We start from the raw sequence: 25,311 nt of genomic DNA on the forward strand, positions 1-25,311 counted from the left end.
GAGGGAAAAAAGCATCCACTTTTTGAAGTTTTCTTTACGCAAAGTGGATGTTAGTTTAAATATTGACCTATAGTTTTCCCAAATTCTGAAATAATATGTAAATCACAAAAAGCTCTTGTAACACCATTTTCAAATGATACCACAAGATTTACGAGGAACTGGAGCTGTGCGCAACCCGTCTGATCGAATATAAGGAATGTTTTGAAATCATGAGGAAAGACCGTAACTGTTGTCCGGCAAATTATATGTTGCTTTATAATTCATTTTAAGCTGCTACTTAAGTAAATATGGGCATTACTGCCCATATCCCTCATTCAAACCGTACATGCACTATTAACGCATACGGCTAAACCCTACACTCCATCTTAGAATTCCGCAATCATTCAAACTCGGCAAGTTCGTAGATGTTTCTAAACATTTTTGTTTAGTTTCCGTGCTTTTTATGCCTACTTTTACTTCATTTACACATATTATTTTGACTTGCTGATTTTTTGTTGCCAAAAACTCTAGTAGTTATATATTATCAAAAATTTTCTTATTTATATATTGTGCTGTATTATCAAAATCACCATATATAAATTTTTTATTTATACCAACTAAATCTAGTTCCTCCATTATCTCTTTTTGATTAAAAACTTCTATAACCATACTTGGAATTACTTGTTGAACCATTAACCCTCCAACTTCATCCAAATCCGTTTGATAATCTATAAATGCTTGATATAAAAATACCCCGTTTTGATTTCTAATTCTGTCGAATTTTAACGGTGTTTTATACATAAAATATGGTATTTGCGGAAATGGAATATTAGGTGGCAAATTTGTGTATGTACATCTCATATCATCAAAAAAGAGTAAAAAAAGCGCTGTAAATTCTACAATGCCCAAACCACCTAATATGTCAAAATCGGGAAGATATCGCAATACTAATTCAGGAAGGTCGCCAATACCATCCATCCCTTTTTGCAGTAGTTTCTTTCTTTCGCACAAATATGAATTACTTTTCTCAAATTGTGGATACTCTTGGATTTGCTTCGCCATACCTTTTACTAAATCAAACGGATTCTTTCCAGATAAAAGTCCCGTGTATTTTTCGAGTAAAACTCTGAAACCATTAACTATATCTTTATCATTCCAAGCTAATTGACTAAATATATTGTGACAAAAATGTTCTTTTATTGAATATTTACAAAGAAATTCAGATGCATCCACTGTATTCTCTTCATTTAATACATACACATATCCCTTATCAACATCGTATTTTTTTCTATCACACGCGAAATAAAGAGCCACTAAAGGAGCAGTAGTAAAATCTATTAAATTAGTTTTTAACCCATGATGTTGGGAAAATGCAAGAAAATTTTCCTCCTGCATTTTATTTAACTCATACCCTACTTCTTGAAAATAAGCATTTAAGAGGTTAGCATAGATATCTACAAGACCATATTGTTCCCCTTTAGGAACGTAGTCTCTAATGAGACTAGATGAAATGCTAGGATATTTTTGATTTTCTCCACGAAAATAATGATTATGCAAACCCAATTTTTTTATAATATTTATATATTCTCCCAAAGAGGATATTTTTCTATCTTTCTCTTCCATATTTCCTCATTCTTTTGTAATAATATATTTAACAGATATCTGTTTTAAATTTTCTAATGTACTATATCGTCTTTCCACTATCCCTCAAAGTAAATATCCCATCATAATCACAGTCCAGCGCCTCCGCAATATCCCTCAACTCTTTCTCCGAAAAATTATCACGTGACAGTTTATTACTCAAATTGTTTCCGTTCGTTCCAATTTTTTCTGCCAATTCCTTTATTGTCATATCTCTTTCCAAGAGTATTGTTCTGATTTTTTTAGCCATTCCCATTGTGTAATCCTCCATTCATATACTTCAAATTATACACTGAAACATATGAATTTACAATGAAAAATGATATTTCCTACATTATAGTGACTAATCCTATTGACATACTCACATGTAAGGTAAATAGTAGTCCGAGAGTCCCATTTGCAATCCAAGAGTCCCACTTTGTAAATGAAACTCCCGTTTTGTAAGTGAGAGTTCCGCTTTGTAAACGAAATTCCCGTTTTGTAAGCGAGTTTCCCGTATTTTAATTTGTACCCACGTATGTTATAATGCGAACAGCAAGATTTTTGTGTACGGCAAACAGAGATCAATTCCCGCTCGAAATTTTTGTATTCGGAGAATCCATCCCGTTTTTGCACTTATTTTGGACAGGTTTGTTCTGGCAGCTCACACAAAATTTTTGTTACTTTTTAAGAAGTTTTGGCTTTAAGATGATGTTCTCGGCTGCTACCGGTGAACATCCCAGTTTCTTAAGCAGAGCTTCTCCGTAATAAAAGCTGAATGCATCGTATGGGCTACGGTTGTTCAGCTTTTTCCGTTTATAAGAGTTTATGTGATTCATCATCAGAAAAATATCCGCCTGTGTTAAATCATCAAAGCTCGTTCCCTTCGGCAGAATGCGGCGGATCAGTTCATGGTTAACTTCGCAGGCACCTTTCTGATAGGGCGAGCTCGGATCACAGTAAAAAATGTTTGTCCGGTGCATCGGTACCGTATCCCGATACTCAATCTCCCTTGGATTTGAAAATTCACTTCCGTTATCCGTCAGAATAACCGGAAACAGGCGATTGAAATCTTTTGCTCCAAGAATCTGGTCAAGTGCATGGAAGATACGGTTAACGGAGCCGGCGGTATTGCAATCTCGCAGAAAGGCAAGCATGAAGCTGCTTTCGATGAAATGAATTGTCAGCAGACACTTTCCTCCCGGCCTTCCAATAACGCTGTCCATTTGTACAATGGTCGTTTCCGGCTTTTTTTCAAGGAACCTTTGGAAATCCTCATAGCTCCGTCCCAGACGGCACCCGCGGTCTACTTTAAACTCTGGCTGTTTGTATCGGGGACGATACTTTACCTTACGTGGCAGATCAATGTTCCTGATATCAAAGAGTTGAGCATCCACATAATTGTAAAGAGTTTTTTCACTGCACATCAGCTCACCGACATGATCAATATAGATCTGATGGAGGGACTGACCGTTTTTAACGAGCAGAGTAATGATCCCATTGATTCTTGCTATGCCATCCTCATCTGACAGGATTCCTGTCCTTGATTCGGAAATGGATTTATGTGCCATTTCATGTGCATCTGCGGGATCATAAATCCGTTTTAAAAGTGTACATCTTGGAAGCTCATGGCAGCCGTTACAAACGTAAGGAGGTTTACTCTTAACAGAGCAGACATCTTCTTCAAAATCACGGCAATGAAGTGTACATTCTGAGCATAGGCTGCATTTATAGGCAGACTGATGCGTGCATCCATTCGCACCGCAGACTTTCTTCGCTTTACATGAGCCGCGGTATTTACAGGGATTATAGGGATACCCAGGACGTCCGCTCTTTTTGTCATAGGAATATTTTTTGATTTCCTTGGCTACAGTTGTCCGGTCTTTTCCCAGTTTCTTTCCGATAGCACCAAAAGAGGCGTTTTCCTGAAGGCGCTGAGCTATGATCGGGCGGTCTTCGTATGATAAAAACTTTGACATGGCGACTCCTTTCCAGCTGCCAGAAATCAAAGTATAACAGAAAAAGAGACCAACTTTCCAGCCAGTCTCAATCTTTGTAAAAGAAAAACCATACCCTTTTCTTTTATTCAACACAATATAACTATACGGTCAATTCGAGATGCTGGGTATGGAATCTCGAATTACAATTCAAGGTCTCCAGAAAATCCAAACAAGAGGGTATTGCGCCCAAAAATAAGAGTCAAAAAAGAAAAGAGACAGTCCTACGGAGCTTCTAGGCTATGAAAAAGCCCAGATACTATGGGAATGTCTCTTGCTTGCGTGTCAGGGGTCAAAAATCAATATTAACCCGCAGCCCCACTAAATAGTTTATTCAAACTCGGCGTGCCCTTTGTTGCTCTTAACTGTATTTGTTTAAGTTTTGTGCAAATACACACCGCTTTTTACTTCAATTACATCATTTATTCTGGCTTGCTGATTTTCTATTGCCAAAATGTTGCCACAGTCGACTTAGCAGTTGACTTCAATGTAAGATTTAATTTTCTTTGTTTTCATTGACCTTCAAGCTATTTGCTTTGCTCTCAAAATCACCTGTTTTTTTCCAAGCTGCTACAGAACCTGCCCCAATCATGTATACCATTCCTGCATCTCTAAGTTTCCAAAAAATTCTTTTCATACTATTTTCAGACTTTATTCCTGTAATATTTCTACCTATCCGATTTGTTATACTATCATTTTTTAGCAAGTAATCAACTACTAATTCTTCAGGAGATGCAAGTTTCTCATGTTTGATAATCACTAAAACAGAGTTATCATTTTCTTCAATTAAGGGTTCTTTTAATCTCAATTTAGCCATAGCTTCAAATGCTGTATTTAATCCTTCACCTACATCCTTATTAGGTGCCTCTGGGAATTTATTTATAAGGCGTACAATTTTAGGATTGCGAGCTGACTGTGCTGTTAATATATTATCAACTGTCACATATCCTGGTAGTTTACCCGGACTTTCAACCTCTACACGATTATCAAATATTCGGATTTGAATATCCGTTGCAATACTGTAGTCTCTATGTAGAACAGCATTAGTAATAATCTCATGCAAAGTTTCTTCTGGATATTCTATTGTTTCAAATTCCTTACCAAATTTTCTGATCGATTCAATAATCTCCTTTGTTTTACTAACAGCCTCATAAATTTGACTATACGCACATCCCTCAACTGTAATTGGAACCCCAACTAACGTATCACGCTCTGCTTCTCCACTAGTCTGGTATCGAAATATTTTTATTGATGAACGTTTGGGTAAACAAACCTGCGGCTCATCAGAAAATAGCAATAGTGCCGCAACAGTTAACTTCCCACCAACAAATAGCCGTTGTTTTTTTAACCATGCTTCTGTATCTGTATCTGGCACAATACTATTTTTAAATCTCTCCCAAACTATAGTATTGTCTACATCTGATAAATCTGATTCAGCAACTGTTTCATTCTCGAAAGAAGAAATTCCTTTGTCCAATTCCAAACGTCTTATCTTCTCTGGAGTATCACAAGGAAGATTTTGAGCGCCTTTTCTAACATACGGAACTTTCCCATCCGTACAATATACTACAGATTGTGTTTTAAAAATAGTAACTTGTAATACATATGTTTCAAGTACTGGATGTTTCAAAAACACTACTTCATAATTATTTGTCAATACCAGCATATTTGAAATCATCTGTATAAATCCATTAGCATCCTCAATCGTTTTAAATTCTTCCCAGTGCTTTATCTTGGTATCATTTTCTTCTCTTATGCCTAAATAGACATCACCTCCACTTGCATTTGCAAATGCAGATATTGTTCGACCCAACTTCTTTCCTTCAATATCTTTTGACTTAAAATCATTAAAATGATTTTCTTCTATTGCAAATAATGAAATCAAATCTTTTTCTGATAATGTTCGTTCTTCAAAGCTCATTGCATAACCTCATTTGATAAAATTTAATGTTTTTATGGAGCATTGCTTTCAATCAGTTATTCCTATGAATCACTGGCAACAAAAATCCTTTAAACATATAAAACAAAAATAATTGATACATATCAGGTTATCATATAGACCATCTGCCATATAAAATAATCTGCGTAAAATTTTCAATTATTCGAATTCAATCGTAGCCGGCGGCTTCCCCGTACAATCATAAAGCACCCGGTTCACATTCTTCACCTCATTCACGATCCTGCTGCTAACCTTCCCAATCAACGCCCACGGCAGTTCCGCGAATTCCGCCGTCATAAAATCAGTCGTCGTCACCGCGCGCAAGGCAACCGCATAATCATAGGTTCTCTCATCCCCCATAACACCCACCGACCGCATATTCGTAAGCGCCGCGAAATACTGATCCGGCTTATTGGGAATATCCGCACCGGCTATCTCTTCCCGGTAAATCGCATCCGCATCCTGCAGCATCCGGACCTTGTCCTGCGTCACCTCTCCGATAATGCGGATAGCCAGTCCCGGTCCCGGGAACGGCTGACGGCTGATCAGCTTCTCCGGTATTCCCAGCTCTCTCCCTGCCGCACGCACTTCATCTTTGAAAAGCAGCCGCAGAGGCTCCACGATTTCTTTGAAATCCACATAATCCGGAAGGCCTCCCACATTATGATGGCTCTTGATAACCGCAGATTTACCAAGCCCGCTTTCAATCACATCCGGGTAAATCGTGCCCTGTACCAGAAAATCCACTTTCCCGATTTTTTTCGCTTCTTCTTCAAACACCCGGATAAATTCTTCTCCGATTATTTTTCTCTTCTCTTCCGGTTCCACCGCACCGGCCAGCTTTTCATAAAAGCGCTGCTGCGCATTGACCCGGATAAAATTCAAATCATAAGATCCGTTCGGCCCGAATACCTCTTCCACCTCGTCCCCTTCGTCTTTACGAAGCAGGCCGTGATCCACAAATACACAGGTAAGCTGTTTTCCCACCGCCTTTGACAGCAGGACGGCCGCCACGGAAGAATCCACGCCGCCGGAAAGGGCACACAGGACTTTTCCGTTTCCGATCCGTTCCCGCAGCGCACGGATGCTTGCCTCCACAAAGGAATCCATCTTCCAGTCGCCCGCGCAGCGGCAGACGGTAAACAGGAAGTTAGACAGCATCTTCTTTCCTTCCCGGGTGTGTACCACCTCCGGATGGAACTGGACACAGTACAGGCCTTTTTCCACATTTTCCGCAGCCGCAACCGGGCATACCGGAGTGGCAGCTTTTATTTCAAATCCCGGAGCCGGCCGGGAAATATAATCCGTATGGCTCATCCAGCAGACGGAGGTTTCCGATACATCGGAAAACAGCTTTCCCGTTGTGTCAAAATGCACTTCTGTCTTTCCGTATTCACGAACCGGAGCGGTGGATACCGTTCCTCCCAAAAGATGGTTCATCAGCTGGGCGCCGTAGCAGATGCCCAGTACCGGAATCCCCAGTTCAAATATGCCTTTATCACAGGAAGGAGAATCATCACCGTATACGCTGTTCGGGCCGCCTGTAAAAATAATGCCCTTGGGATTCTTCTCACGGATCTCCTCCAGGCTCATGGTATAGGGGTGGACTTCACAGTAAACGTTGCATTCCCTGACTCTTCTGGCGATCAGCTGGTTATACTGCCCGCCGAAGTCCAGGACAATCACTAATTCTCTCTCCATTTTTCCTCCATTCTGCCGCCTTGCGGCGTGTTCGTACATTCGGGTAAATCTCAGGTGACTTTTTTCAGTAAAATAAGTATCACATAAAAATACATTTCATTATAAAATACTCACTGTCGTTTGTCAAAACCTTTTCTTACCCGTTTTTTCCTTATTTTACACACCATTTTGTATTTTATGCCGCAGCATTTAATGCCATGGATAAAATCGCAGCCTCACTATTGTTCCCGCCGCCGGTGCATAGCCGTTTCCCACTTATGGCCCCGGTACCTGCAGACATAACAGATTCCCCGGAACACCCAGTCGATAACCATAGCGCCCCATACGCCCAACAGTCCCAGACTGAACTGGTAGGTGAACAAATAAGAAGCCCCCACGCGGAAAAGCCACATGGAAAGAATAGCTATCACCATGGTCCAGATAACATCACCTGCACTGCGGAGGGTATTCGGCAGGGTAAAGGAGGGTACCCAGAAAAGAACTACCATAACATTATGGAAGCGCATGACTTCCGTTGCCATCTTTGCCGCTTCCGGGCCCAGGCTGTACATCCTGACCAGCACAGGCATGCTGAAAAACATGATAACGGATATCACCGCAGTAACAAGAATGGTAATCGTCATCAGCTTTTTGGTAAAATACCTCGCCTGTTTATATTCTCCGGCTCCCACACATACCGCGGATACGGATACCAGCGCCAGATTTATGGCCTGTCCTGCAAGGATATTCCAGGAAGCGAGGGTATTGGCAACCGCATTGGCGGCGATAGCCGACGTCCCCATAGTAGCCACCACGCTTAAAACCAGGATTTTCCCCAGCTGGAACATGCTGTTTTCCATACCGTTCGGCACGGCGATAAACAGGATTTTCTTAATTAAGTCCCCATTGAACTTAAGCCGGACCTGCCCGCAGAAATTAATGGGCTTTTTGGGATTAAACATCATACAGAAAATGACAATAGCCCCCACAAAGCGGGATACCGTCGTGGGAATCGCCGCTCCCGCCACGCCCCATTTCAGGCCGAAAATACAGATCGCATTTCCCGTAATATTAATGACATTAATGAGCAGGGAAATCCACATGGTGACCTTGGCATTATTCATGGACCGGAATATGGCGGCGCAGGAATTATAGATAGCCAGTCCCGAAAATGAGACGGCGGTAATGATCAGATAGGTTTTGGCGGACTGCATGACATCCGTATCGATTTTTCCAAATATCAGATGGAGCAGCTGGTCGTGGAAGCCGATAAATATTACGGAAATCCCCAATGCCAGGGTGGTGGCAAACATGATGATCTGCCAGGCGGCTTTGCTGGCCTCTTCCGGATGCTTTTGTCCCAGGAAATGCCCGGCTACCACAGCGCCGCCCGTTGCCAGCGCTGAAAAAATATTGATCAGCAGGATATTTACGGTATCTACCAGGGACACCCCCGATACGGCGGCCTCCCCTACAACGGAAATCATAATCGTGTCCGCCATACCAACGGCTATCGCCAGTGTCTGTTCAATGACCAGAGGAACTATCAGTTTTTTCAGGTCCTTGTTTGAATAAAGCATTTGTAATTGTCCGCCCTTATTTTTTCTTTTGTACCTTAAATACATTTTTCTTATTCTTAACCGAAATTTTACGTATTTATTGTATTCCGTTTTGAGACTGGTGTAAATACTTTTCTCGTGTTGCCAGTCCGCCTCTGATATGGCGCTCCGATTTATTGACGTCCAGTACTTTCCTGGCTTCCCTGGCTAATGCAGGATTAATCTGAGACAGGCGTTCCGTAACATCCTTATGTACGGTAGACTTACTGATGCCGAACTGCTTCGCGGTCTGGCGTACAGTGGCATTGCAGTCAATAATATAGTTGGCAATATCGATTGCTCGCTCCTCGATATAATCTTTCACGGATTTCCCCCGGAAAACTTGTTTTTACAATGTATGCGGGGATGAAATCCAGTATGTCAACTTTTCCGGGCGTAAAATAAAAACTGATTTCCGTTTATATTTCCGCCCATTCCTCATAAGCGCCTTCCCATGTTTTCCGTGTAAAAGGACGTATGGGATCTCCGGTACGCTGCGCGTATCTTTCTGCATATTCCAGGAAATAATACAGGTGCTCCCTTCTGGTGCGCAGCTCCCGGATACGGATGCCGCTCCAGACAGGAACCCTTTTGTACTGGTCGCTCCTCCTGAATTTCTTAATGAAACCTTCGATATCATAAGGAACTCTCCGCTCTTCCACCGAAATTCCTCCCTTTCCGGTACTGATCAGAGTATAGGGTGCTCCCGGTTCACAGCTATCCATAGGCAGGCCGCAGGAACCGGGATTTATAAATACCTTTTTCCCGCTCTCAATAAACCATTGTATGTGAGAATGCCCGAAAAGATATACGCCGTCCTCCAGCTTCCCACACTGTTCCTGAAATTCTTGGTTTTCATTCAGATGGCCCCGGATATCTTTCAGAAGCCGCCTATGCTTCAACTCCCCTTCTCTATACATAAGAGGAATAGTCGGGCAGCTGAATTTACCCAGTTCCGCTTTTCCAATAAAATTCCCGGAGGAATGAGCCATATGGAAACCAATCCCGCTCTCTGCATCCCGGAAACTCATTTTTTCAGGAAGCCCCTGTAAAAATATCCTGCTTTCCGCGCTGAGGGCATAGGCACACCAGCAGGAAATATGCATCTGGCCACCTTCCCAGCGCGCCTCATCTTCTCCCTGCATTTTTTCGATATACTGTTCCTCATTCCCCCGGATGACACAGGCATGTTCCAGACCGGCTATCCGTCGTACCACCTGTTCCGGGAATGGCAGGCTCAGGCAGTAATCCCCGGTAAATAGGTACGCATCTGCCGACTGCCGGGCGGCATCCGCCAAAACACCCTCCAAAGCATCCAGATTCCCATGGACATCGGATATCACCGCATATTTCATATATCCTCCTCCGCCCCTTCCCCTGTCAGACACATATAGAAATCCTCCGCGTCCATCTCATCCAGCCGTCCGCTTCCAACCTGCATCTTGAGGATTTTCTCAACCGCCCCGTCACCCAGGGCGTTGATTTGTGCCACCACCTCCATCATCTCCCTGCCGGACTCCTCCGTCATTTTTTCAAACAGTTCTTCCGTAACCCGCAGCATCTCGGATGCCTTTTCCGTTATTTTCCCATCCGAAAACCCGTTCCAGGCTCCCGGATCCAGTTCCTCCAGCGTTTCGCCGTAGTCTTCTTCCATATTTCCCAGGGAAATCCAAAAATTTCTAAGATAGGAATATTTCCCAAAGGCCAGTCTCAGCCGTTCTTCCAGTTGCTGTAACTCTTTATCTCCTCCCATAACTCTCTTACCCTTTCCGCGATTCCTGATTCCTTGAGAACCTCTTCCTTCATCCGTGCCGTGTCCAGAAGCCAGCACGTTTCATTCCAATGCTCCGTTTCTTCCAGGCCGCCCTCTGTCCGAAGCATGCTCATTTGTTCCGCGGAAAAACAATCCGGCAGGATGTCCCATACCGCCACGTCTGCGACCGCATACAGCAGCTCCCACAGGATGTCTTTTCCGCCGGATCCTCCCAATACCTCTCCCCGGCGGCTCACATAGCATTCCAGGCTTATGCAGTTAAGAATCTGTCTGCACAAATCCATTCCTTCCGCTTTCCCCCTATCTTCACAGAATTTCCGTGCCAGCGGCTGCAGGGCATACCGTATCACGGCATCCCTGTCCAGTTCCACCAGACCCTCCAGCATCTCCGTCTCCCGGGGTGCAAACTGCCGGGCAAAGGAATCCCAATCCGTATCTATAAACCATAACAGGCACAGGTACTCTTTTCCCCGCTGGGAGCTGCCTGCAAAAAAATGCAGTTCGGAGATAAAAAACAGGCCCGGATTCACCTGGCAGTACCATTGATTCCATCTGCGCAGGAATCCGCAGGCGCATAAAGCCCGGATAATTTCCTCTCCCTGACCGGCAAAATACCGTTCCGCCTTCTCCTCCAGTTCCTTCCCGGACAGCATAACGGCATCTCTTTTTTCATATAGCTGCCGGCTTAATGCCTGAAGATCATAGGGCTGCAGATGTAAGGGCCGAAGGCTCCGGATAAAACATTCCAGCTCCGTTTCCCCGCCTCCTGTCATCTCCGTCAGATAAGAAAAAATAGCTGCCGCCGCTTCTCTCAGATTCATTGGAAGCCGCCCTTTCTTCTCTATAATCCGGATAAGCAGGGCGGTAGCGGACTCATTTTTCAGGAAATCATACCAGTACCATGGCTCCTTCCTGTGTCCGATTTCCACCAGCCTAAACTTTGCCTCCCTGTCAAGGCTGCTGTAGCGGATAGATTCCCGTACGGCCGCCCAATCCTCCCGGTATATCTCCTCCATACTTTTCCCGAACTCTTCCACCGCTTCGTCATACCGGTGTTCGTCTTCGATCTCTTCTTCCGAATCCTCTTCCCATTCTATCTTATCTTCATCCAGCCAGAGCGCGTATTTCTCCCGCTTTTCCAGCAGTTCTCTGCTGAATTCCACCCCGGCCTCTTCCTGGCTTCTTTCCATATCATACCTTAGGTCATCAAAATAAAATACGTTATTTTCTACAGCAGCCAGGCACAGCTCTCCCTTGTAATACCATTCCAGATAACGGTTGATTTCCTCCCTGTGCGCTTTTATATAAACATTTCCCTGCACCTACAGGTTGGCAGGCATATCCCCCGGCTGGAAGGGGAGCCGGTTTTTCATCATGGCTTCAAAATAAACCGCCGCCGCTTCTTCCTTATTCCGATAGAACCCGTATTCAATAGCTCTGCCCGCAGCTGCGGGAAATTCTTTTAAATCTTCCGTACTGACATCTGCCGAATCCCTTTTTATCCTGCTTAACAGCTCCCGGAATTTGTCCGTAAACCATTTCCGGAAGGGCTCTCCTGCCGGATTGCGGTATACCTGCAGCAGTTCATAATAGGAATAATAGTCCCGGTTATATTCAAAAAAGCACCGGTACTCCAGGTCAATGGCCCGTTCCATCACCCGCCGGCAGAACGCCCCGTCCGTCTGGGTAAGGGCACATAACGAAAGCAGCTTCCGGCAGCATTCAAAATAGCAGCAGCTCCTCAGCAGCAATTCCCTGTATTGGACAAAGTTCCGGCTTATGTACTGATGGATAAAGTCATTCGCAGAAGGATTCTGAAAACGCACCCGCAGGGCATTTCCCGCTTCCGGTACCGTCTCCGTATAAATCGCTGTCTTTTCCAGTTCCGCAATAACCCGTTCCGATTCCCGGAACAGGCTTCCCTCCTTTTCACCGGCCATGGCGGCCTGATAACATTGGTGGGCACGCTCCAGGTTCACGGGCAGGGGCATCAAATCCAGGATGATGAAGAATACCCGGGCCTCTTCGGAAAGGTTCTGGAATATCTGTTCCCAAAAATCCTTCGGCTCCTGCAGGTATTGCAGCATTCTCTGCGCACATTGCTCCGGCCTGTCCCCGGGCTGTACAGATCCCAGGTACATCTGGATAATGCGGGGATTATAATAAGGAGATAATACGACCTGATCATGAATCCGGTACAGCGCCTTCATCTGTTCCCAGGTGAGGGAAGATTTCCGCAGATGTCCCAGATAGATCCGCACCATATCCGTAAGGGAATAGGAATGCAGCCTGCATTCCAGCTTATACCTTTCCAGGAGGGCACGCAGCTCTTCATTCTGTCTCATCCCCTGCTCCAGCACATATTCCCTGGTAGTCAGGATAAGGACATAATCATTACGCAGCCGCACCGATTCGATCAGCCGCGCCAGCCTCCGCTCCTCCTTCCCCGCTCCATAGGCATTAAGAAAATTACTTCCCCAGAAATCGTCATAGATCACGACCTTTTTCCCGGGCATTTCCTGCGCCTTGTACAGATCACCCACGGACTCCGCCCACAAATAGGTGTCAAAACCTCTGCGGGACAGCCAGTATATGGCAAGCTGGTTGGCTAATGTCGTCTTTCCGATACCCGGCTCCCCGGACAGGATGATCGCACGGCCGGCTGCAAGAAGCTTCCTGGCTTCCTCATATACGGCTGTTTCCACAAAAAACTCCGCATTCTGTCTGGCTTTCTCCCATTCCAGCCTGGATTCCGCCAGCAATTCCCCGTTTACCACATCCCTTACGGTATTCTTCAGCACCTCCGTATTCCGGATCCACAGCTTATAATATTTCTCCTCCACCCTGGCATAGCCAGGCTCCCCGCTCCCCAGATAATTATTCAGATCCTTTCCCGTTACGATATCGTTGTCGGCAAGGATAAACGGATGGAACAATTCCCTGATTTTCTTTTTCTGCTCCGGGCTTACATCCCGGGCAAGCACGAGGATATACCGGTCCGGCTTTATCCGATCCGTCTTTTTCTTTTCCTCCCTTAGCTCCTTCCAGCGGATACCGCCGTCATTGGCCCAGCGCTTTGCCTGCAGGATAATACACTGCCCTTCCGGCGTGATACAGCGGGCGTCTATTCCCTGATCCGGCCCTTCCCGAAAGGCTTCCATATCTATCTTCTCCCGCACCTGTATCATATCCCTGGCAAACTCCTGGAACTCCAGAGGCTCCAGCAGCTGGTGGAAATCATAGTTCTTCATGCCGCGCCCATCCTTCCCGCATCTTCTCCGGCCTTTCTCTGCTGTTAATCAGACATGTTACCATCTACTGTTTTCTTTTCCCCTATCCAGAGAAAGCACCTCACCGGAAAGGTAGATCCTCCTCATCACTATCATAATCCACAGCAAATTCCAGTTCTTCCTCATCCATCCCCATGAAATATTCTTCTATCTCTCTTTCATATGTTTCTAAGGCCTTATTTATTTTTTTCTCCGCCTTTTTATTTTTACAAGCCTTATACAATGCGGAAGCGGCTACAAAAATAATCTCATTTTCATCCGTACATACCATATCGTCCGCTATATATCTTTTAACCATATCTTCCGCCCCTGCCCAGTCTCTCACACCGATTCGGACATAGATAAGAGCTGCGGCAGCGGCCATATTCCCGCTGTCCTGTTTATACCACTCCTCACAGTATGCAAGGGCTTCTTCCTTTTTCCCCTGTGATCCCAGTGCAGCTGAAATACGAAAATATAAATCGGAGGGATCCTCTTCCTTCCATGCAAACAAAGTAAGCAATTTCCGGCAGACGGATTCCAGATCCGCATATCTGTCCGCCATATCCAGTTCATCCAGATAATCCTCCAGCCAGTTTTCCACGTCGTACTCATAGTCGGTATCCTCATCCAAACAATACAGCTCCGGTGCAAAAGCAGCATCTGTTTCACGGCCCTGGCTGATAATCGTAAGCAGGAGATTATAACACGCATCCCATACTTCCATACCGGAATTCACCCGAACCATGTCCATGTAACATTCTGCTGTAAGGGTATTAAATTTTTCCCATAATTTTTTCATTGTTTATTTATCTCCTGTCATCTATTGTACTTATTATATCATTTATTTTAGCTCATATTGCCTATATTCTCCACCATAAATACAAAAAAACGGAAGACTGTATCCAGAATTCAAATTTCTTTCGCCCAAGCTACCTTTTTCCAGGTAACCCAAAAGCACGAAAAGTAAGGTCGTAGGATAGCCGGGCAGGGTACTTTTCCCTGCCCGTTTTTATACTGCGGCCCGCTTTTATGGGTATAAAAACGGGCATTTAAAAAGGAGCCTCCTTAAGAAGCCCCTTTCTTTCCCGCTATCTGGATCCCGCTATGATCCGGTTCAGTGTATCCACCAGCTCTTCCACCTGGAATGGCTTTGCCAGATGGGCATTCATCCCGCTTTCCATAGATTTCTTCATATCTTCTTCAAATGCGTTGGCGCTCATAGCCACAATGGGCACGCTTCTCGCATCCGGACGCTCCAGCGCCCGGATCAGCCGGGAGGCCTCCAGGCCATCCATCACCGGCATGCGGATATCCATCAGAATCAAATCATAGAAGCGGTCCCCGCTTTCCCGGAACATATCCAGTGCCTCACTGCCGTTTACCGCACAATCCACCACACACTTCTGCATCTCCAAAACCGTTTTGGCGATTTCCAGATTCAGTTCATTATCCTCAACCAGAAGCACCCGCTTCCCTTCCAGTCCGGTTCCTTCGTTCTCCGCCGTACCTTTGCTGCTTTCCGGCTCTATCCCCATTTCCTGGGTCAGGGTAAAGTAAAATTCACTTCCCTTGCCTTCTTCGCTTTCCAATTCTATCATACCGCCCATCATACGTACCAGACGGTCACTGATGGCAAGGCCCAGCCCTGTACCGCCGTATTGGCGGGAGGTATTGTCATCGGCCTGCTCGAAAGAGCGGAAAATGCGCTGCTTATTTTCCCCGCTCACGCCGATCCCGGTGTCTTTAACAGAGAAGAACGTACGAATACTGCCGTCCCCGTCCGGTTCCTGGCGCATCTTCAGAGTGACACAGCCTCCTTCCGGAGTGAATTTTACCGCATTTCCCAAAAGATTGATCAGCACCTGGTTCAGGCGGAGGCTGTCTCCTGTCACCCACTCCTGCGGGATATGGGTTTCCTGCACAAAGGAGATCCCCTTGGCCTGCGCCTGGGGTTCTATCAGGTTACGGACTCCTTCAGCCAGCTCCTTCAAACTGAAGCAGCCGGTTTCCAGCTTCATTTTTCCGCTTTCTATTTTGGACATATCCAGGATATCATTGATCAGACTCAGCAGATACTGGGAAGAACGATCGATTTTCCTCAGACAGTCCTCCACCCTGTCAGGCTCCTGTTTCTCCTGCATGGCTATCCCGGTCATACCGATTATAGCGTTCATAGGCGTACGGATTTCATGGGACATGCGGGAAAGGAAATCACTTTTGGCGCGGCTTGCCAAATCGTATTTTTCCCGGTTGATATTGCTTTCTATTATTTTCGATATTTCCAGAAGCTCCCTGCATTCCTCTTCCCGGAAGCTTCGCTCCTTTTCGTCTGTCCCATAGACAATACAGCCCGCATATTTACCATTATCATACATAGGCGCCACAAAACAGCAGGCGCCCGGAGGCAGCAGAAAGAAATCGGTTTCCTTTTCCGCCCGTTCCTCTCCGGGGAGGATCCGGTATCCCTCATTCAGACTGCCTGCATAATGCTCATACTCCTCCGCGGTAAAATAGCCTACCCTTCCGTCCATCCGCCTGTCCGGCCCGTTATGCCACTGGTATTCCAGATGTACCGTGTGATATTCCGGCTCCGCCCGGGAAATCACGATGTCCGTGAGACCATAATGGGTTCCCAGCTTCACCAGAAGGACAGCCAGGATTCCCGCCACGTCATTGCTCTTATCAAAGAAATTAAATACCAGGGTTACCATAGGGATTCCCCTCTGATAGGTAACGCTGACGATGTCATCAATTTCAGGCCTGCGGCGGACACGCTCCAGCTGTTCCCGTGACAAATCCTCATAGAAAGCCGATTCCCCGTTCCGTGCAAGCTTCGCAAAGGCCAGCGCCCATTCCGCCCTGTCGAGAAGCCCTGCAAACCCTTCCCCCGCCGTCTGCTCCGCCGCGCCGGACGAAATCCGGATACCCAATTCCGAATCCCGGAAAAGCCCTGCCACATTATCCCGCAGCTCCCGAAGCAGCTCCTCCGCATCGGACCGGACCGCGTTCTCCAGCCAGATCAGGATTTCATCTCCGCCCTCCCTCACAGCCAGCGGGATCAGACGTCCTTCCCTGACCAGCCTCTGCTTCATTTCCAGAATCGTATCGCCTATCTGCTCCAGAATGGCGTCTCCGAATACAATGCCGTACTTTTCATCCAGTTCCCGGAATTTATCCATATCCAGAAGCAGGAGGCAGCCCGCCTTTCCCGCATCTACCTGTGCACTGATCAGTTTTTCCCCGATATTGCGCTTGTACAGCCCGGTAACGGGATCCCTCCTCACCGTATCCAGCTCCATCAGTTCCCGGATTTTCTTCTCATGGATATTTTTGATGCTTCCGATGATCTTCGAACGCTCCTTATTGGTGTCATAGATTACCTTACCGGTCATTTCCACCCAGGAATAGCCCTTATCCAGTTCATCCATCCTGGTTTCAAACACCAGATTGATTTCCCCTTCGCTCCCCCGCAGTGTCTCCCTCACCAGTTCCCTGTCATCCTCATGGACATAATGCGATTCCATCCGGAGCAGATCTTCCCTGGTATAATGACACTCCGCCCGGCTGCCCATTCCTTCTTTCCCATCCACATTAAATACATCCAGGGAATCCTGGCGCACATCATAGGAATAGAGAATATCCGTACTGCTCTGCAGCGCGATCCGGTATCGTTCTTTTTCCTCCATCAGGCTGTATTCCGCTTCCTGCTGCCTGTTTGTCAGCTCGCGGACCACCTCATAGAGCTCATCCACTTCCGTGATATTACTCATCTGGTAACCGGACAGTTTGTTCTCCCGGCTTCCCCGGATACATTCCACAAGCCTGCGCACCGGCTTTATCAGATGGGAAACGATCACATAGATACTGATCACCCCAAAGAAAAGCCCTACTAATATTGCCGCCAGCAGGTTCCAGATGATTTTATCCCCTATGCCGAACAGGGTATCCTCCCCTTCGATACCGGCCACCACCCACGTTTCTCCCGCAAAGGGCGTATTGGTATTGTACAGATGCAGCGGGCTGATGCTGGCATACGCATCCTTCCCCCGGATCTCTATACGGTACAGGGATTCATACCGGGTTTTCTCCGCCGCCAGGGCTTCCTCCTCCATAGCCGCGGTTCCCGTTACCACCAGAGGGCGCAGGCTCCCGTCCTCCGCACACTTAGCTAACATATAGCTTCCCTGGTTCTTGCTGCTCAGTTCCCTCACCGGCAGCAGCTCCGCCAGATATTTTGCAGAGATTTCCACGCCCATCACTCCGTAAACCGTGCCCTGATAGAGCAACGGGACGGAATAAGTGATCATGCGGTAGCTGTCGCTGCTGGTGTTTCCTTCCATGGCAAAGGGTTCACTCCAATAGGCCAGATTGGTAAACTCCGTATCCGGATAGAGCTTTGCCGCCTCATAAGGTTTATAAAAAAAATTATCCCACTGGTTGGCGCCGCTTTCCCCAAAGTGGAAATCCGTGGTCCAGAGAGTGTCAAAGGGAATCCCTTTCTCATGGGAAAAGCTGCTGTTTCCCCTTTCCAGGAGCACATCGGAATAATCCGGAGGGGTACCCTCCGGATCCGAATCCCGGAAATAAACACCCTGGCAGGTATTTTCCCCCTCCCCTATCTGATCGTTGGCAAGAATCAGAAACGATCCGGTCACGGTATTTTTCCGCATGACAGACAAACAGGTATCCAGCATGGCCTGCAGAAATTCCTTCTGCATTTTCTCATTGCGCAGAAGCTCTTCCGCCGGCCACCCTCTGTTGATGACAAGTTTTTCCATCGTATCCTGGGCCGTGCCCACTTCTTCCTCCAGATCCGACCAGCGCTGAATCATACTGTTTTCCAGAAGGATCCTTCTGTTTTCCACCGTCTGGTTCAGGATTCCCACCGAATATTCCTTCAGGAGAAAAGGCGTGCCGCTGAAAAAAAACGTACCATAGGAAATCATGGACTGCACGACCATAACAAGAATCAGCGGCACAATAAACAATTTAAAAATCGTTTTTTTCTTGGTTGTCATTTACTCTCTACCGCTTCCTGCAGCTTACTTTCCAAGCTGGTAAACCATTCGTCAAAGGCTGCATCCGAAATAAATTCCGCGGTGGCTTCCTCCAGGCTTTTTCCTGCATTCAGGCTCTCTTCCACCACCGCCCTGTCGGCAGCCGCCTTGTCGGAAAGGTCGTACTCCAGAACCTTTCTTGCCGCGGTTCCTCCCTGGAAGGCCTTATTCGTATACATCTTGCTGCTCTTCACCGTATCAAAGGCCGCCACCAGCGTATCAAAGGTCTTGGGTGCAACCTCCAGCCCCTTTTCCGCTATCACCTTATCCAGCATACCCTTGTCGTTGGCATCCTTTTTTACCGGCAGATAACCGGAAGCACAGCCGAACACGATATTATTCTCCGACTGGGTAAACCATTTGAGGAATTCGGTGCAGGCATATTCCCTCTGCGCGTCCGATCCGGTCACCACCATACCTGCGCCCTGCTGCACCGCATAAGGGCTTCCGCCTTCAAATACCGGGGCGGGCAGGATTATATATTCAATGGGATAGGTTTCGTCCTCCAGCTCCACCGCATCCGGGAAATACATGGCGGAGGTGGTAGAGCCCGTATAAGATATAATTTCCCCGATTTTCACATCATCGGAACGGAATCTGCCGTAAGAGCTGAAATAACCGTTTACATAAGGCACGTACCAGGTATCCCAGATATGCTTCATCACATCCCGGTCCACCTGCAGGGTTACCTGCTGATCCTCCACCTTGAAAATTTCCGTTCCCAGCTGCATGGAACCGATAATAAATAAATTAGCCATGGCATCCCTGCCGTAAAAGGCCTTACCGTCGTTTTCCGCATCGGGCGTCAGGCTGTCCGTCCACTCATAGTATTCCTTTGCCGTCTCCGCCAGCCCCTCCATAGTGCCAAGCGCATCCAGGCTGGCTCCCGTGGCGTTGGCAAACGTCTCCCAATCCGTCTTATCCAGCATGAAAATCTCACTGGATTTGGCTGTGGGGAAAATAAAAAGCTGGTTCCCTTTCCCAATCCGTCCTTCTTCCACATAAGAATCCACATACTCGCCGATTTCTTCATCGGTCAGGTAAGGGGACAGATCCGCCAGATATCCCATCTGCTGAATCTCATAAGCCGTATCCGCATAGCTGGAAAAAATATCCGGCGCTTCATCGCTGCCCACTTCCTTTTTCAGGGCGGACATCACCGATTCCTCCAGCTGGTTCACATCCCCTTTTCCCGTGCTTTTTACGAATATCCCTTTTTCCATCCCCACCGTATCATTAAATTCCTTCACCAGGGAATCGAATGCGGTCTGCTGGGCCCCGTTATAATAATGCCAGACCGTAACGGTAACCGGGTTATCCGGATCCAGCTTCCCCTTCTTCTCCGATCCGCAGCCTCCGAGCAGCATCGCCCCTGCGGCGGCCGCCGCGCAAAACAGAACCAAGATACGCTTCTTTTTTCCTGAAAGTATTTTCATATCCGCCTTTTCCTCCACACCCTGGTATATATTACCTTATTCCAGCATTATACATGATTCCGGGACAGTTTGCATCCTTTTCACGGCTATTTTTCCTTTTAAAAAAATGATATACTGTAATCGATGAGAAAAGCCTGTGTATTTACTGCGCAGACCGCAATAATCCCCGCATACGGCCGCCCTCCCGGGCAGAAAGGAACTCCTATGAAAAACAGGAAAAAACCAGCTTTACCGGCTCTGGAAAAGACCCCATGGACCGCCGGTTTGCATACAGAAACTATATGGCAGGAATATCCGCGCCCGGCGATGGTGAGAAGCTCTTACCTGAATCTGAACGGACTTTGGGACTTCTGCATCACTTCCTCTCCCGCTGTCCCTTCCGCCTATGACGGCTCCATTCTCGTCCCTTTTTCCCCGGAAAGCCCCCTGTCGGGTGTAAAACGCCAGCTCCTTCCGGGAGAATATCTCTGGTACCGCCGCAGTCTGACCCTCCCCGGCAGCCGGGAGGGAAAACGGGTCCTTCTCCATTTTGGGGCTGTGGATCAGAAATGTGTCGTTTACCTGAACGGCAGGCAGGCGGGGGAACACACAGGAGGATATCTTCCCTTTTCCCTGGATATCACAGATGATATGGGCGATCCCTGCGAACTGATCGTCCGGGTGCAGGATTTCAGCGACAGCTCCTATTACAGCCGGGGGAAGCAAAAGCTGGAAAAGGGCGGCATGTTTTACACCGCCCAGAGCGGTATCTGGCAGACCGTATGGCTGGAACTGGTTCCCCAAAACCACATCCGCTGCGTACGTTTTACCCCGGATTACGATAATGCCTGCTGCCGTATCCTGGTGAGCACCTCCGGCGGCTTCCCGGACGGTGCGCGGATCCGCTGCGGCATACGCCCGGAAACCGGGGACGATGCACGCCGCAGGGACGATCCCTCTCTTCCCCCCGCCCCTTATGCCCCCGTCCTCACGTGTTTTCTGACACCGGAAAAAGAGGAGGCAATAGCCCTCCCGGATTTTACCGCCTGGACTCCTGAGAACCCTTTTCTGTACCATGTGGATCTGGAATGGGGGGATGACCGTGTGGAATGCTATTTTGCCATGCGCAAATGTGATATCCAGACAGACACCTGCGGCCTGCGCCGCATTTTTCTGAACAATGCGCCCTATATGCAGACAGGTGTGCTGGATCAGGGCTACTGGCCCGACGGCCTGTATACCGCCCCCTGTGACGAGGCGTTCCTGTTTGATATCCGTTCCATGAAGGAGCTGGGCTTCAACATGATCCGGAAACACATAAAAATAGAGCCGCAGCGCTGGTATTACCACTGCGACAGGCTGGGCATGCTGGTATGGCAGGATATGGTGTGCGGAGGCACCTCCTACCGCCACTGGTTCGTCACCTATATGGCAACTCTTTTTAATGCGCTGCATTGGTCTGTAAAAGACGGGAAACGGAGCCGCTTCCTGTTATCAAGAAGAGAAGAAGAGGGACAGAAGCTGTTCTACCGGGAGATGCGCGAGACAATAGAAACGCTCTATAATCACCCCTCCATCGTCTGCTGGGTGCCCTTTAACGAAGGCTGGGGCCAGTTTGACGCCCTGCAGGCGGCTGCTTTTGTACGCACCCTGGATCCCGGACGGCTGATCGATCACGCCAGCGGCTGGTTCGATCAAAAAGGCGGCGATCTGTGCAGCCTGCATTATTATTTCTTTTCCCTGAAATTCACCCCGGAGCCGGTCCGGGCGCTGGCGCTGACCGAATTCGGAGGCTATTCCTGGCAGATCCCCGGCCACAGCTACAGCGACAAGCTCTATGGCTACGGAAAATACAACAGCAGGCAGGCACTCACGGAAGGCTACCGCAAGCTCCTTGCATCCACGATCCTGCCCGCCGTGGAAAAGGGGATTTCCGCCACAATCTACACCCAGCTCTCGGACGTGGAGGAGGAGGTAAACGGTATCTACACCTATGATCGCGAAATCCTCAAGCCGGACAAAGAAACGGTGCGCCGGCTCAATGAAACCATGAAGGCTCTTGTCACCCGGACCGAAACCAATCCGTAACACAGGCCCTTCTTTCACGGTGCATCCGGCTTACAGGAAGTCCCGCTCTCCTTCCACATGTTACGGAATACGGGAATATACATAACCAGGCTGAACAGCATGAACGCAGCGCAGACAAGAATGAGGGCGTCCGCCGCCGCGGAACCGATTCCCGGGAACAGCAGAAGCACAAAGAGCAGGACATACAATACCGCCGTACATACCTTGCCGAACCATTTGGCTCCGTCCAGTTTTTTCCCCCGCGGAAGGAGGAGAAGGCCCATTATCCCCATAAAGCCTTCTTTTATGATGAAAAGGACAAGAACAGCCCGCATCAGGGGATACCGGATGGCAAAACAGACAACAAGCGCCCCCTGGGTGAGCTTGTCCGCCAGCGGATCAATAAACTTGCCTAACTCCGTTATCATATGGAACTTTCTTGCTATTTTGCCGTCGAACATGTCGGTAAGCCCGGATATCCCCACGAGGACGGCCGCCGTATAATAGTCCGTTACACTGTCGGCCTGCACATAGATCCAACTGAATACCGGTATCAGAAGAATCCGGAAGTATCCCATGAGATTAGGAATGCTGAATATTTCTTTTGCAGTGATTTTTGATTTAGCCATGCTGCCCCCTTTTACAAATCGTCCACAGGAATCCTATTTATTATACCTTTATCCGTTTTCCTATGCAATTGGTTCGGGCATTTTTTATCTGCCCCCTGGTAACCGTTCAGCCGGCCCTTTTCTATCTTGACTTGCCCGCCCGCCTGTGCTATCCTATACAAAATTTCATATCCTTGAAAGGCTGTGATAAGAAACAGTAAGCATTTTGGATTTTACAGAGAGAAGGCGGCAGGTGCAAGCCTTCATTGAAAAAATGCCCAACCCCTCTTTGAGCCGTATGCCGAACCGTTTTTACGCAGTAAGCATCACCGGGTTCTCCCGTAACAGAGAAAGGTATCGGGCCTGCGCCCTGTACCAGGAGTGCGGCATTCTTCCGAATTTAGGTGGTACCACGGACCTGAAAGGTTCGCCCTAAGCCAATCCCTTTTTACCCGGGACGGCTCAGGGCTTTTTTATTTCCGGGAAAGCGGCGCCGGTGCGCAAGGCTTTTCCCGGACCCGGAAAGCTGTCCTGCCATGAATCCAAAGGAGGTTATTATCATGAAACTTGCCAACCTGATTGGGGAGCGCTTTAAAGAAACTCCCTCCGACTGTGTCATCGAAAGCCACTCCCTCATGCTGCGGGGCGGCTATATGAAGTATGTGGCAAACGGGATCTATTCTTCGCTTCCTCCCCTCCGCCGTATCACGAAAAAGCTGGAACAGATCATACGGGAGGAAATGGATGCCCTGGACGGGCAGGAGGTGCAGTTCCCGGTGGTGCTTCCCGCCTCTCTCTGGCAGGAATCGGGACGCTATGAATCCGTGGGCAGCGAACTTATGCGCCTTAACGATCGGAACGGTTCCCCGCTGGTGCTGGGAATGACCCATGAAGAAGCGGCGGTGCACCTTGTACGGGATTATGGCTCCACCTACAGCCGTTATCCCTTTATGTTTTACCAGATCCAGACCAAATTCCGGGATGAAGCACGTCCCCGGGCAGGACTTATCCGGGTCCGGGAATTTACCATGAAGGACGCTTATTCCTTCCATACCTCCATGGAGGATCTGAACGCTTATTATCTTAGATGCCACCAGGCTTATGAACGCATCTTTGCCCGGGCAGGCATTCCCGAGGTGCTGTCCGTGGCTTCGGACTCCGGGATGATGGGCGGCAGTCTTTCCCACGAATTTATGCTCCTTACCCCGGCGGGGGAGGACTCCCTTGTCCTCTGCCCTTCCTGCGGCTACCGGGCCAATAGGGAAGCCGCGGAATCCATCCCCCTTCCCTGCCCCCAGGAAGAAGAAGCCCCTCTTACCCTGGCGGAAACACCGGCTGTCCATACCATTGAAGAACTCTGTTCCTTTTTGGAGACATCCGCCAGGCAGAGCTGCAAAGCGGTCGTCTATCAGAAAAACAGGGATGATTCTTATGTCGTGCTCTTTCTACGCGGGGATTTGGACGTAAATGAAACCAAACTCACCAATTACCTGGGAGAGGAAATCCACCCGGCCCGGATCACCCCGGACTGCGGACTGCATGCCGGTTATATCGGACCCTGCGGCCTGGATTCCAGCATTACCGTTCTGTATGACAACTCCCTGGAGGGCGCGGTCAATCTTTCCTGCGGCGCCAACCGGGAGGCGTTCCATTATACCGGCCTGTGCATGGAACGGGACTGCCCCGGCGTCCGGTACCACGATTTTGCCAAGGCGGTGGAGGGAGGGATCTGCCCTTCCTGTAAAAAACACACCCTGACCCTGTCCCGCGGCATTGAGGTGGGAAATATATTCCAGCTGGGAGATAAGTATACCCGGGCTATGCATATGCAGTATACGGATGCCGAAGGGGTATCCCATTATCCGGTCATGGGCTGTTACGGTATCGGCGTGGGACGTCTGGCCGCCTCCGTCTGCGAGGCCCGTCATGATGACTGCGGTCCCATTTGGCCTGTGACCATCGCCCCCTGGCAGGTTCATCTGTGCTGTATGCGCAGCGATAACCAGGAAGTACATGCTGCGGCCGACAGACTGTATGAGGAGCTCACGAAGGCCGGAGTCGAGGTTTTATATGATGACCGCAACGTGAGCGCAGGTATCCTGTTTTCCGATGCGGATTTGCTGGGGCTTCCCATCCGCCTAATCATGAGTCCGCGGAACCTGAAGGATAACTGCGTGGAAATGGTCCTGCGCCGGGATAAATCCGATGCATCAAAACCATCCCTGGATGAAGCCATCCCCCGCGTAAAAGCAAAAATAAAAGAACTGATGGCGGAGCTTTCGCCCGAAAGCTGATGTCCGCCATC

The 25,311-nt window shown here is 48.1% G+C and carries 17 protein-coding genes and 1 other annotated feature; of the genes, 2 read left to right on the forward strand and 15 right to left on the reverse strand.

The features are described from left to right. Nucleotides 1–513: 513 nt before the first annotated feature. From DXA36_RS28750 to DXA36_RS28815, 14 genes are all read right to left on the reverse strand, one after another. The gene (locus DXA36_RS28750; RefSeq protein WP_118682713.1) at nucleotides 514–1,602 is read right to left on the reverse strand and encodes an FRG domain-containing protein; all 1,089 of its coding nucleotides are present in this window, start codon (nucleotides 1,600–1,602) and stop codon (nucleotides 514–516) included. A 61-nt stretch (nucleotides 1,603–1,663) separates the two neighbouring features. Beyond that, the gene (locus DXA36_RS28755) at nucleotides 1,664–1,876 is read right to left on the reverse strand and encodes a helix-turn-helix transcriptional regulator (RefSeq protein ID WP_110322349.1); all 213 of its coding nucleotides are present in this window, start codon (nucleotides 1,874–1,876) and stop codon (nucleotides 1,664–1,666) included. A 403-nt stretch (nucleotides 1,877–2,279) separates the two neighbouring features. Next, the gene (locus tag DXA36_RS28760; RefSeq protein WP_118682714.1) at nucleotides 2,280–3,578 is read right to left on the reverse strand and encodes an IS30 family transposase; all 1,299 of its coding nucleotides are present in this window, start codon (nucleotides 3,576–3,578) and stop codon (nucleotides 2,280–2,282) included. A 514-nt stretch (nucleotides 3,579–4,092) separates the two neighbouring features. Next, nucleotides 4,093–5,517 (reverse strand): ATP-binding protein, encoded by a 1,425-nt coding sequence (locus DXA36_RS28765; protein ID WP_118682715.1) that lies wholly within the window; start codon nucleotides 5,515–5,517, stop codon nucleotides 4,093–4,095. Between the two features lie 177 nt (nucleotides 5,518–5,694). Beyond that, nucleotides 5,695–7,236, reverse strand: coding sequence for a glutamine-hydrolyzing GMP synthase (gene guaA / locus DXA36_RS28770; RefSeq protein ID WP_118682716.1), 1,542 nt, complete (start codon nucleotides 7,234–7,236; stop codon nucleotides 5,695–5,697). Nucleotides 7,237–7,454: 218 nt separating this feature from the next. Then, a complete protein-coding gene (locus DXA36_RS28775) occupies nucleotides 7,455–8,795 on the reverse strand; it encodes an MATE family efflux transporter (RefSeq protein ID WP_118682717.1) in 1,341 nt (446 codons plus the stop codon). Nucleotides 8,796–8,871: 76 nt separating this feature from the next. Beyond that, complete coding sequence (gene spoIIID, locus DXA36_RS28780; protein WP_118682718.1) at nucleotides 8,872–9,138, reverse strand: sporulation transcriptional regulator SpoIIID; 267 nt, start codon at nucleotides 9,136–9,138, stop codon at nucleotides 8,872–8,874. A 94-nt stretch (nucleotides 9,139–9,232) separates the two neighbouring features. Further along, nucleotides 9,233–10,168 carry a metallophosphoesterase family protein gene (locus DXA36_RS28785; protein ID WP_118682719.1) on the reverse strand — a complete coding sequence of 312 codons (936 nt, stop codon included), beginning with the start codon at nucleotides 10,166–10,168 and terminating at the stop codon, nucleotides 9,233–9,235. Continuing rightward, nucleotides 10,165–10,566, reverse strand: a complete 402-nt coding sequence (locus DXA36_RS28790; RefSeq protein ID WP_118682720.1) for a hypothetical protein — start codon at nucleotides 10,564–10,566, stop codon at nucleotides 10,165–10,167. Before DXA36_RS28790 ends, DXA36_RS28785 begins: the two co-directional genes overlap by 4 nt. After that, nucleotides 10,524–11,909 carry a hypothetical protein gene (locus tag DXA36_RS28795; RefSeq protein ID WP_118682721.1) on the reverse strand — a complete coding sequence of 462 codons (1,386 nt, stop codon included), beginning with the start codon at nucleotides 11,907–11,909 and terminating at the stop codon, nucleotides 10,524–10,526. The genes DXA36_RS28790 and DXA36_RS28795 overlap by 43 nt, the downstream gene beginning before the upstream one ends. After that, nucleotides 11,910–13,838, reverse strand: coding sequence for a restriction endonuclease (locus DXA36_RS28800; protein ID WP_118682722.1), 1,929 nt, complete (start codon nucleotides 13,836–13,838; stop codon nucleotides 11,910–11,912). It abuts the gene before it with no gap. Between the two features lie 100 nt (nucleotides 13,839–13,938). Beyond that, nucleotides 13,939–14,658, reverse strand: a complete 720-nt coding sequence (locus DXA36_RS28805) for a tetratricopeptide repeat protein (RefSeq protein WP_118682723.1) — start codon at nucleotides 14,656–14,658, stop codon at nucleotides 13,939–13,941. Between the two features lie 289 nt (nucleotides 14,659–14,947). After that, the gene (locus DXA36_RS28810; protein ID WP_118682724.1) at nucleotides 14,948–18,877 is read right to left on the reverse strand and encodes an ATP-binding protein; all 3,930 of its coding nucleotides are present in this window, start codon (nucleotides 18,875–18,877) and stop codon (nucleotides 14,948–14,950) included. Then, nucleotides 18,874–20,352 (reverse strand): extracellular solute-binding protein, encoded by a 1,479-nt coding sequence (locus DXA36_RS28815; RefSeq protein WP_118682725.1) that lies wholly within the window; start codon nucleotides 20,350–20,352, stop codon nucleotides 18,874–18,876. The genes DXA36_RS28810 and DXA36_RS28815 overlap by 4 nt, the downstream gene beginning before the upstream one ends. 204 nt (nucleotides 20,353–20,556) lie before the next feature. On the opposite strand from DXA36_RS28815, the gene DXA36_RS28820 reads away from it, so the two are divergent. Continuing rightward, on the forward strand, nucleotides 20,557–22,419 hold the full coding sequence (locus DXA36_RS28820) for a glycoside hydrolase family 2 protein (protein ID WP_118682726.1): 1,863 nt from the start codon (nucleotides 20,557–20,559) through the stop codon (nucleotides 22,417–22,419). Between the two features lie 14 nt (nucleotides 22,420–22,433). Here the strand turns inward: DXA36_RS28820 and DXA36_RS28825 are convergent, their stop codons facing one another. Next, nucleotides 22,434–23,027: a CDP-alcohol phosphatidyltransferase family protein gene (locus DXA36_RS28825; protein ID WP_118682727.1), complete on the reverse strand. Its 594-nt coding sequence runs from the start codon at nucleotides 23,025–23,027 to the stop codon at nucleotides 22,434–22,436. 174 nt (nucleotides 23,028–23,201) lie between these two features. Then, nucleotides 23,202–23,444 (forward strand) — a binding site (T-box leader). 122 nt (nucleotides 23,445–23,566) lie between these two features. On the opposite strand from DXA36_RS28825, the gene DXA36_RS28835 reads away from it, so the two are divergent. Next, complete coding sequence (locus DXA36_RS28835) at nucleotides 23,567–25,300, forward strand: proline--tRNA ligase (protein WP_118682729.1); 1,734 nt, start codon at nucleotides 23,567–23,569, stop codon at nucleotides 25,298–25,300. The last annotated feature ends 11 nt before the right edge of the window (nucleotides 25,301–25,311 follow it).

It is taken from the genome of Eisenbergiella sp. OF01-20, from assembly GCF_003478085.1.
Lineage (GTDB): Bacteria > Bacillota > Clostridia > Lachnospirales > Lachnospiraceae > Eisenbergiella.

Excerpts from the sequence above, each read along its gene's own strand:
- DXA36_RS28800 (WP_118682722.1), bottom strand. The coding sequence starts at position 13,838 with ATGAAGAACTATGATTTCCACCAGCTGCTGGAGCCTCTGGAGTTCCAG.
- DXA36_RS28805 (WP_118682723.1), bottom strand. The coding sequence starts at position 14,658 with ATGAAAAAATTATGGGAAAAATTTAATACCCTTACAGCAGAATGTTAC.
- DXA36_RS28825 (WP_118682727.1), bottom strand. The coding sequence starts at position 23,027 with ATGGCTAAATCAAAAATCACTGCAAAAGAAATATTCAGCATTCCTAAT.
- DXA36_RS28820 (WP_118682726.1), top strand. The coding sequence starts at position 20,557 with ATGAAAAACAGGAAAAAACCAGCTTTACCGGCTCTGGAAAAGACCCCA.
- DXA36_RS28790 (WP_118682720.1), bottom strand. The coding sequence starts at position 10,566 with ATGGGAGGAGATAAAGAGTTACAGCAACTGGAAGAACGGCTGAGACTG.
- DXA36_RS28775 (WP_118682717.1), bottom strand. The coding sequence starts at position 8,795 with ATGCTTTATTCAAACAAGGACCTGAAAAAACTGATAGTTCCTCTGGTC.
- DXA36_RS28785 (WP_118682719.1), bottom strand. The coding sequence starts at position 10,168 with ATGAAATATGCGGTGATATCCGATGTCCATGGGAATCTGGATGCTTTG.
- DXA36_RS28810 (WP_118682724.1), bottom strand. The coding sequence starts at position 18,877 with ATGACAACCAAGAAAAAAACGATTTTTAAATTGTTTATTGTGCCGCTG.
- guaA (WP_118682716.1), bottom strand. The coding sequence starts at position 7,236 with ATGGAGAGAGAATTAGTGATTGTCCTGGACTTCGGCGGGCAGTATAAC.
- DXA36_RS28835 (WP_118682729.1), top strand. The coding sequence starts at position 23,567 with ATGAAACTTGCCAACCTGATTGGGGAGCGCTTTAAAGAAACTCCCTCC.
- DXA36_RS28765 (WP_118682715.1), bottom strand. The coding sequence starts at position 5,517 with ATGAGCTTTGAAGAACGAACATTATCAGAAAAAGATTTGATTTCATTA.
- DXA36_RS28750 (WP_118682713.1), bottom strand. The coding sequence starts at position 1,602 with ATGGAAGAGAAAGATAGAAAAATATCCTCTTTGGGAGAATATATAAAT.
- DXA36_RS28815 (WP_118682725.1), bottom strand. The coding sequence starts at position 20,352 with ATGAAAATACTTTCAGGAAAAAAGAAGCGTATCTTGGTTCTGTTTTGC.
- DXA36_RS28760 (WP_118682714.1), bottom strand. The coding sequence starts at position 3,578 with ATGTCAAAGTTTTTATCATACGAAGACCGCCCGATCATAGCTCAGCGC.
- DXA36_RS28755 (WP_110322349.1), bottom strand. The coding sequence starts at position 1,876 with ATGGGAATGGCTAAAAAAATCAGAACAATACTCTTGGAAAGAGATATG.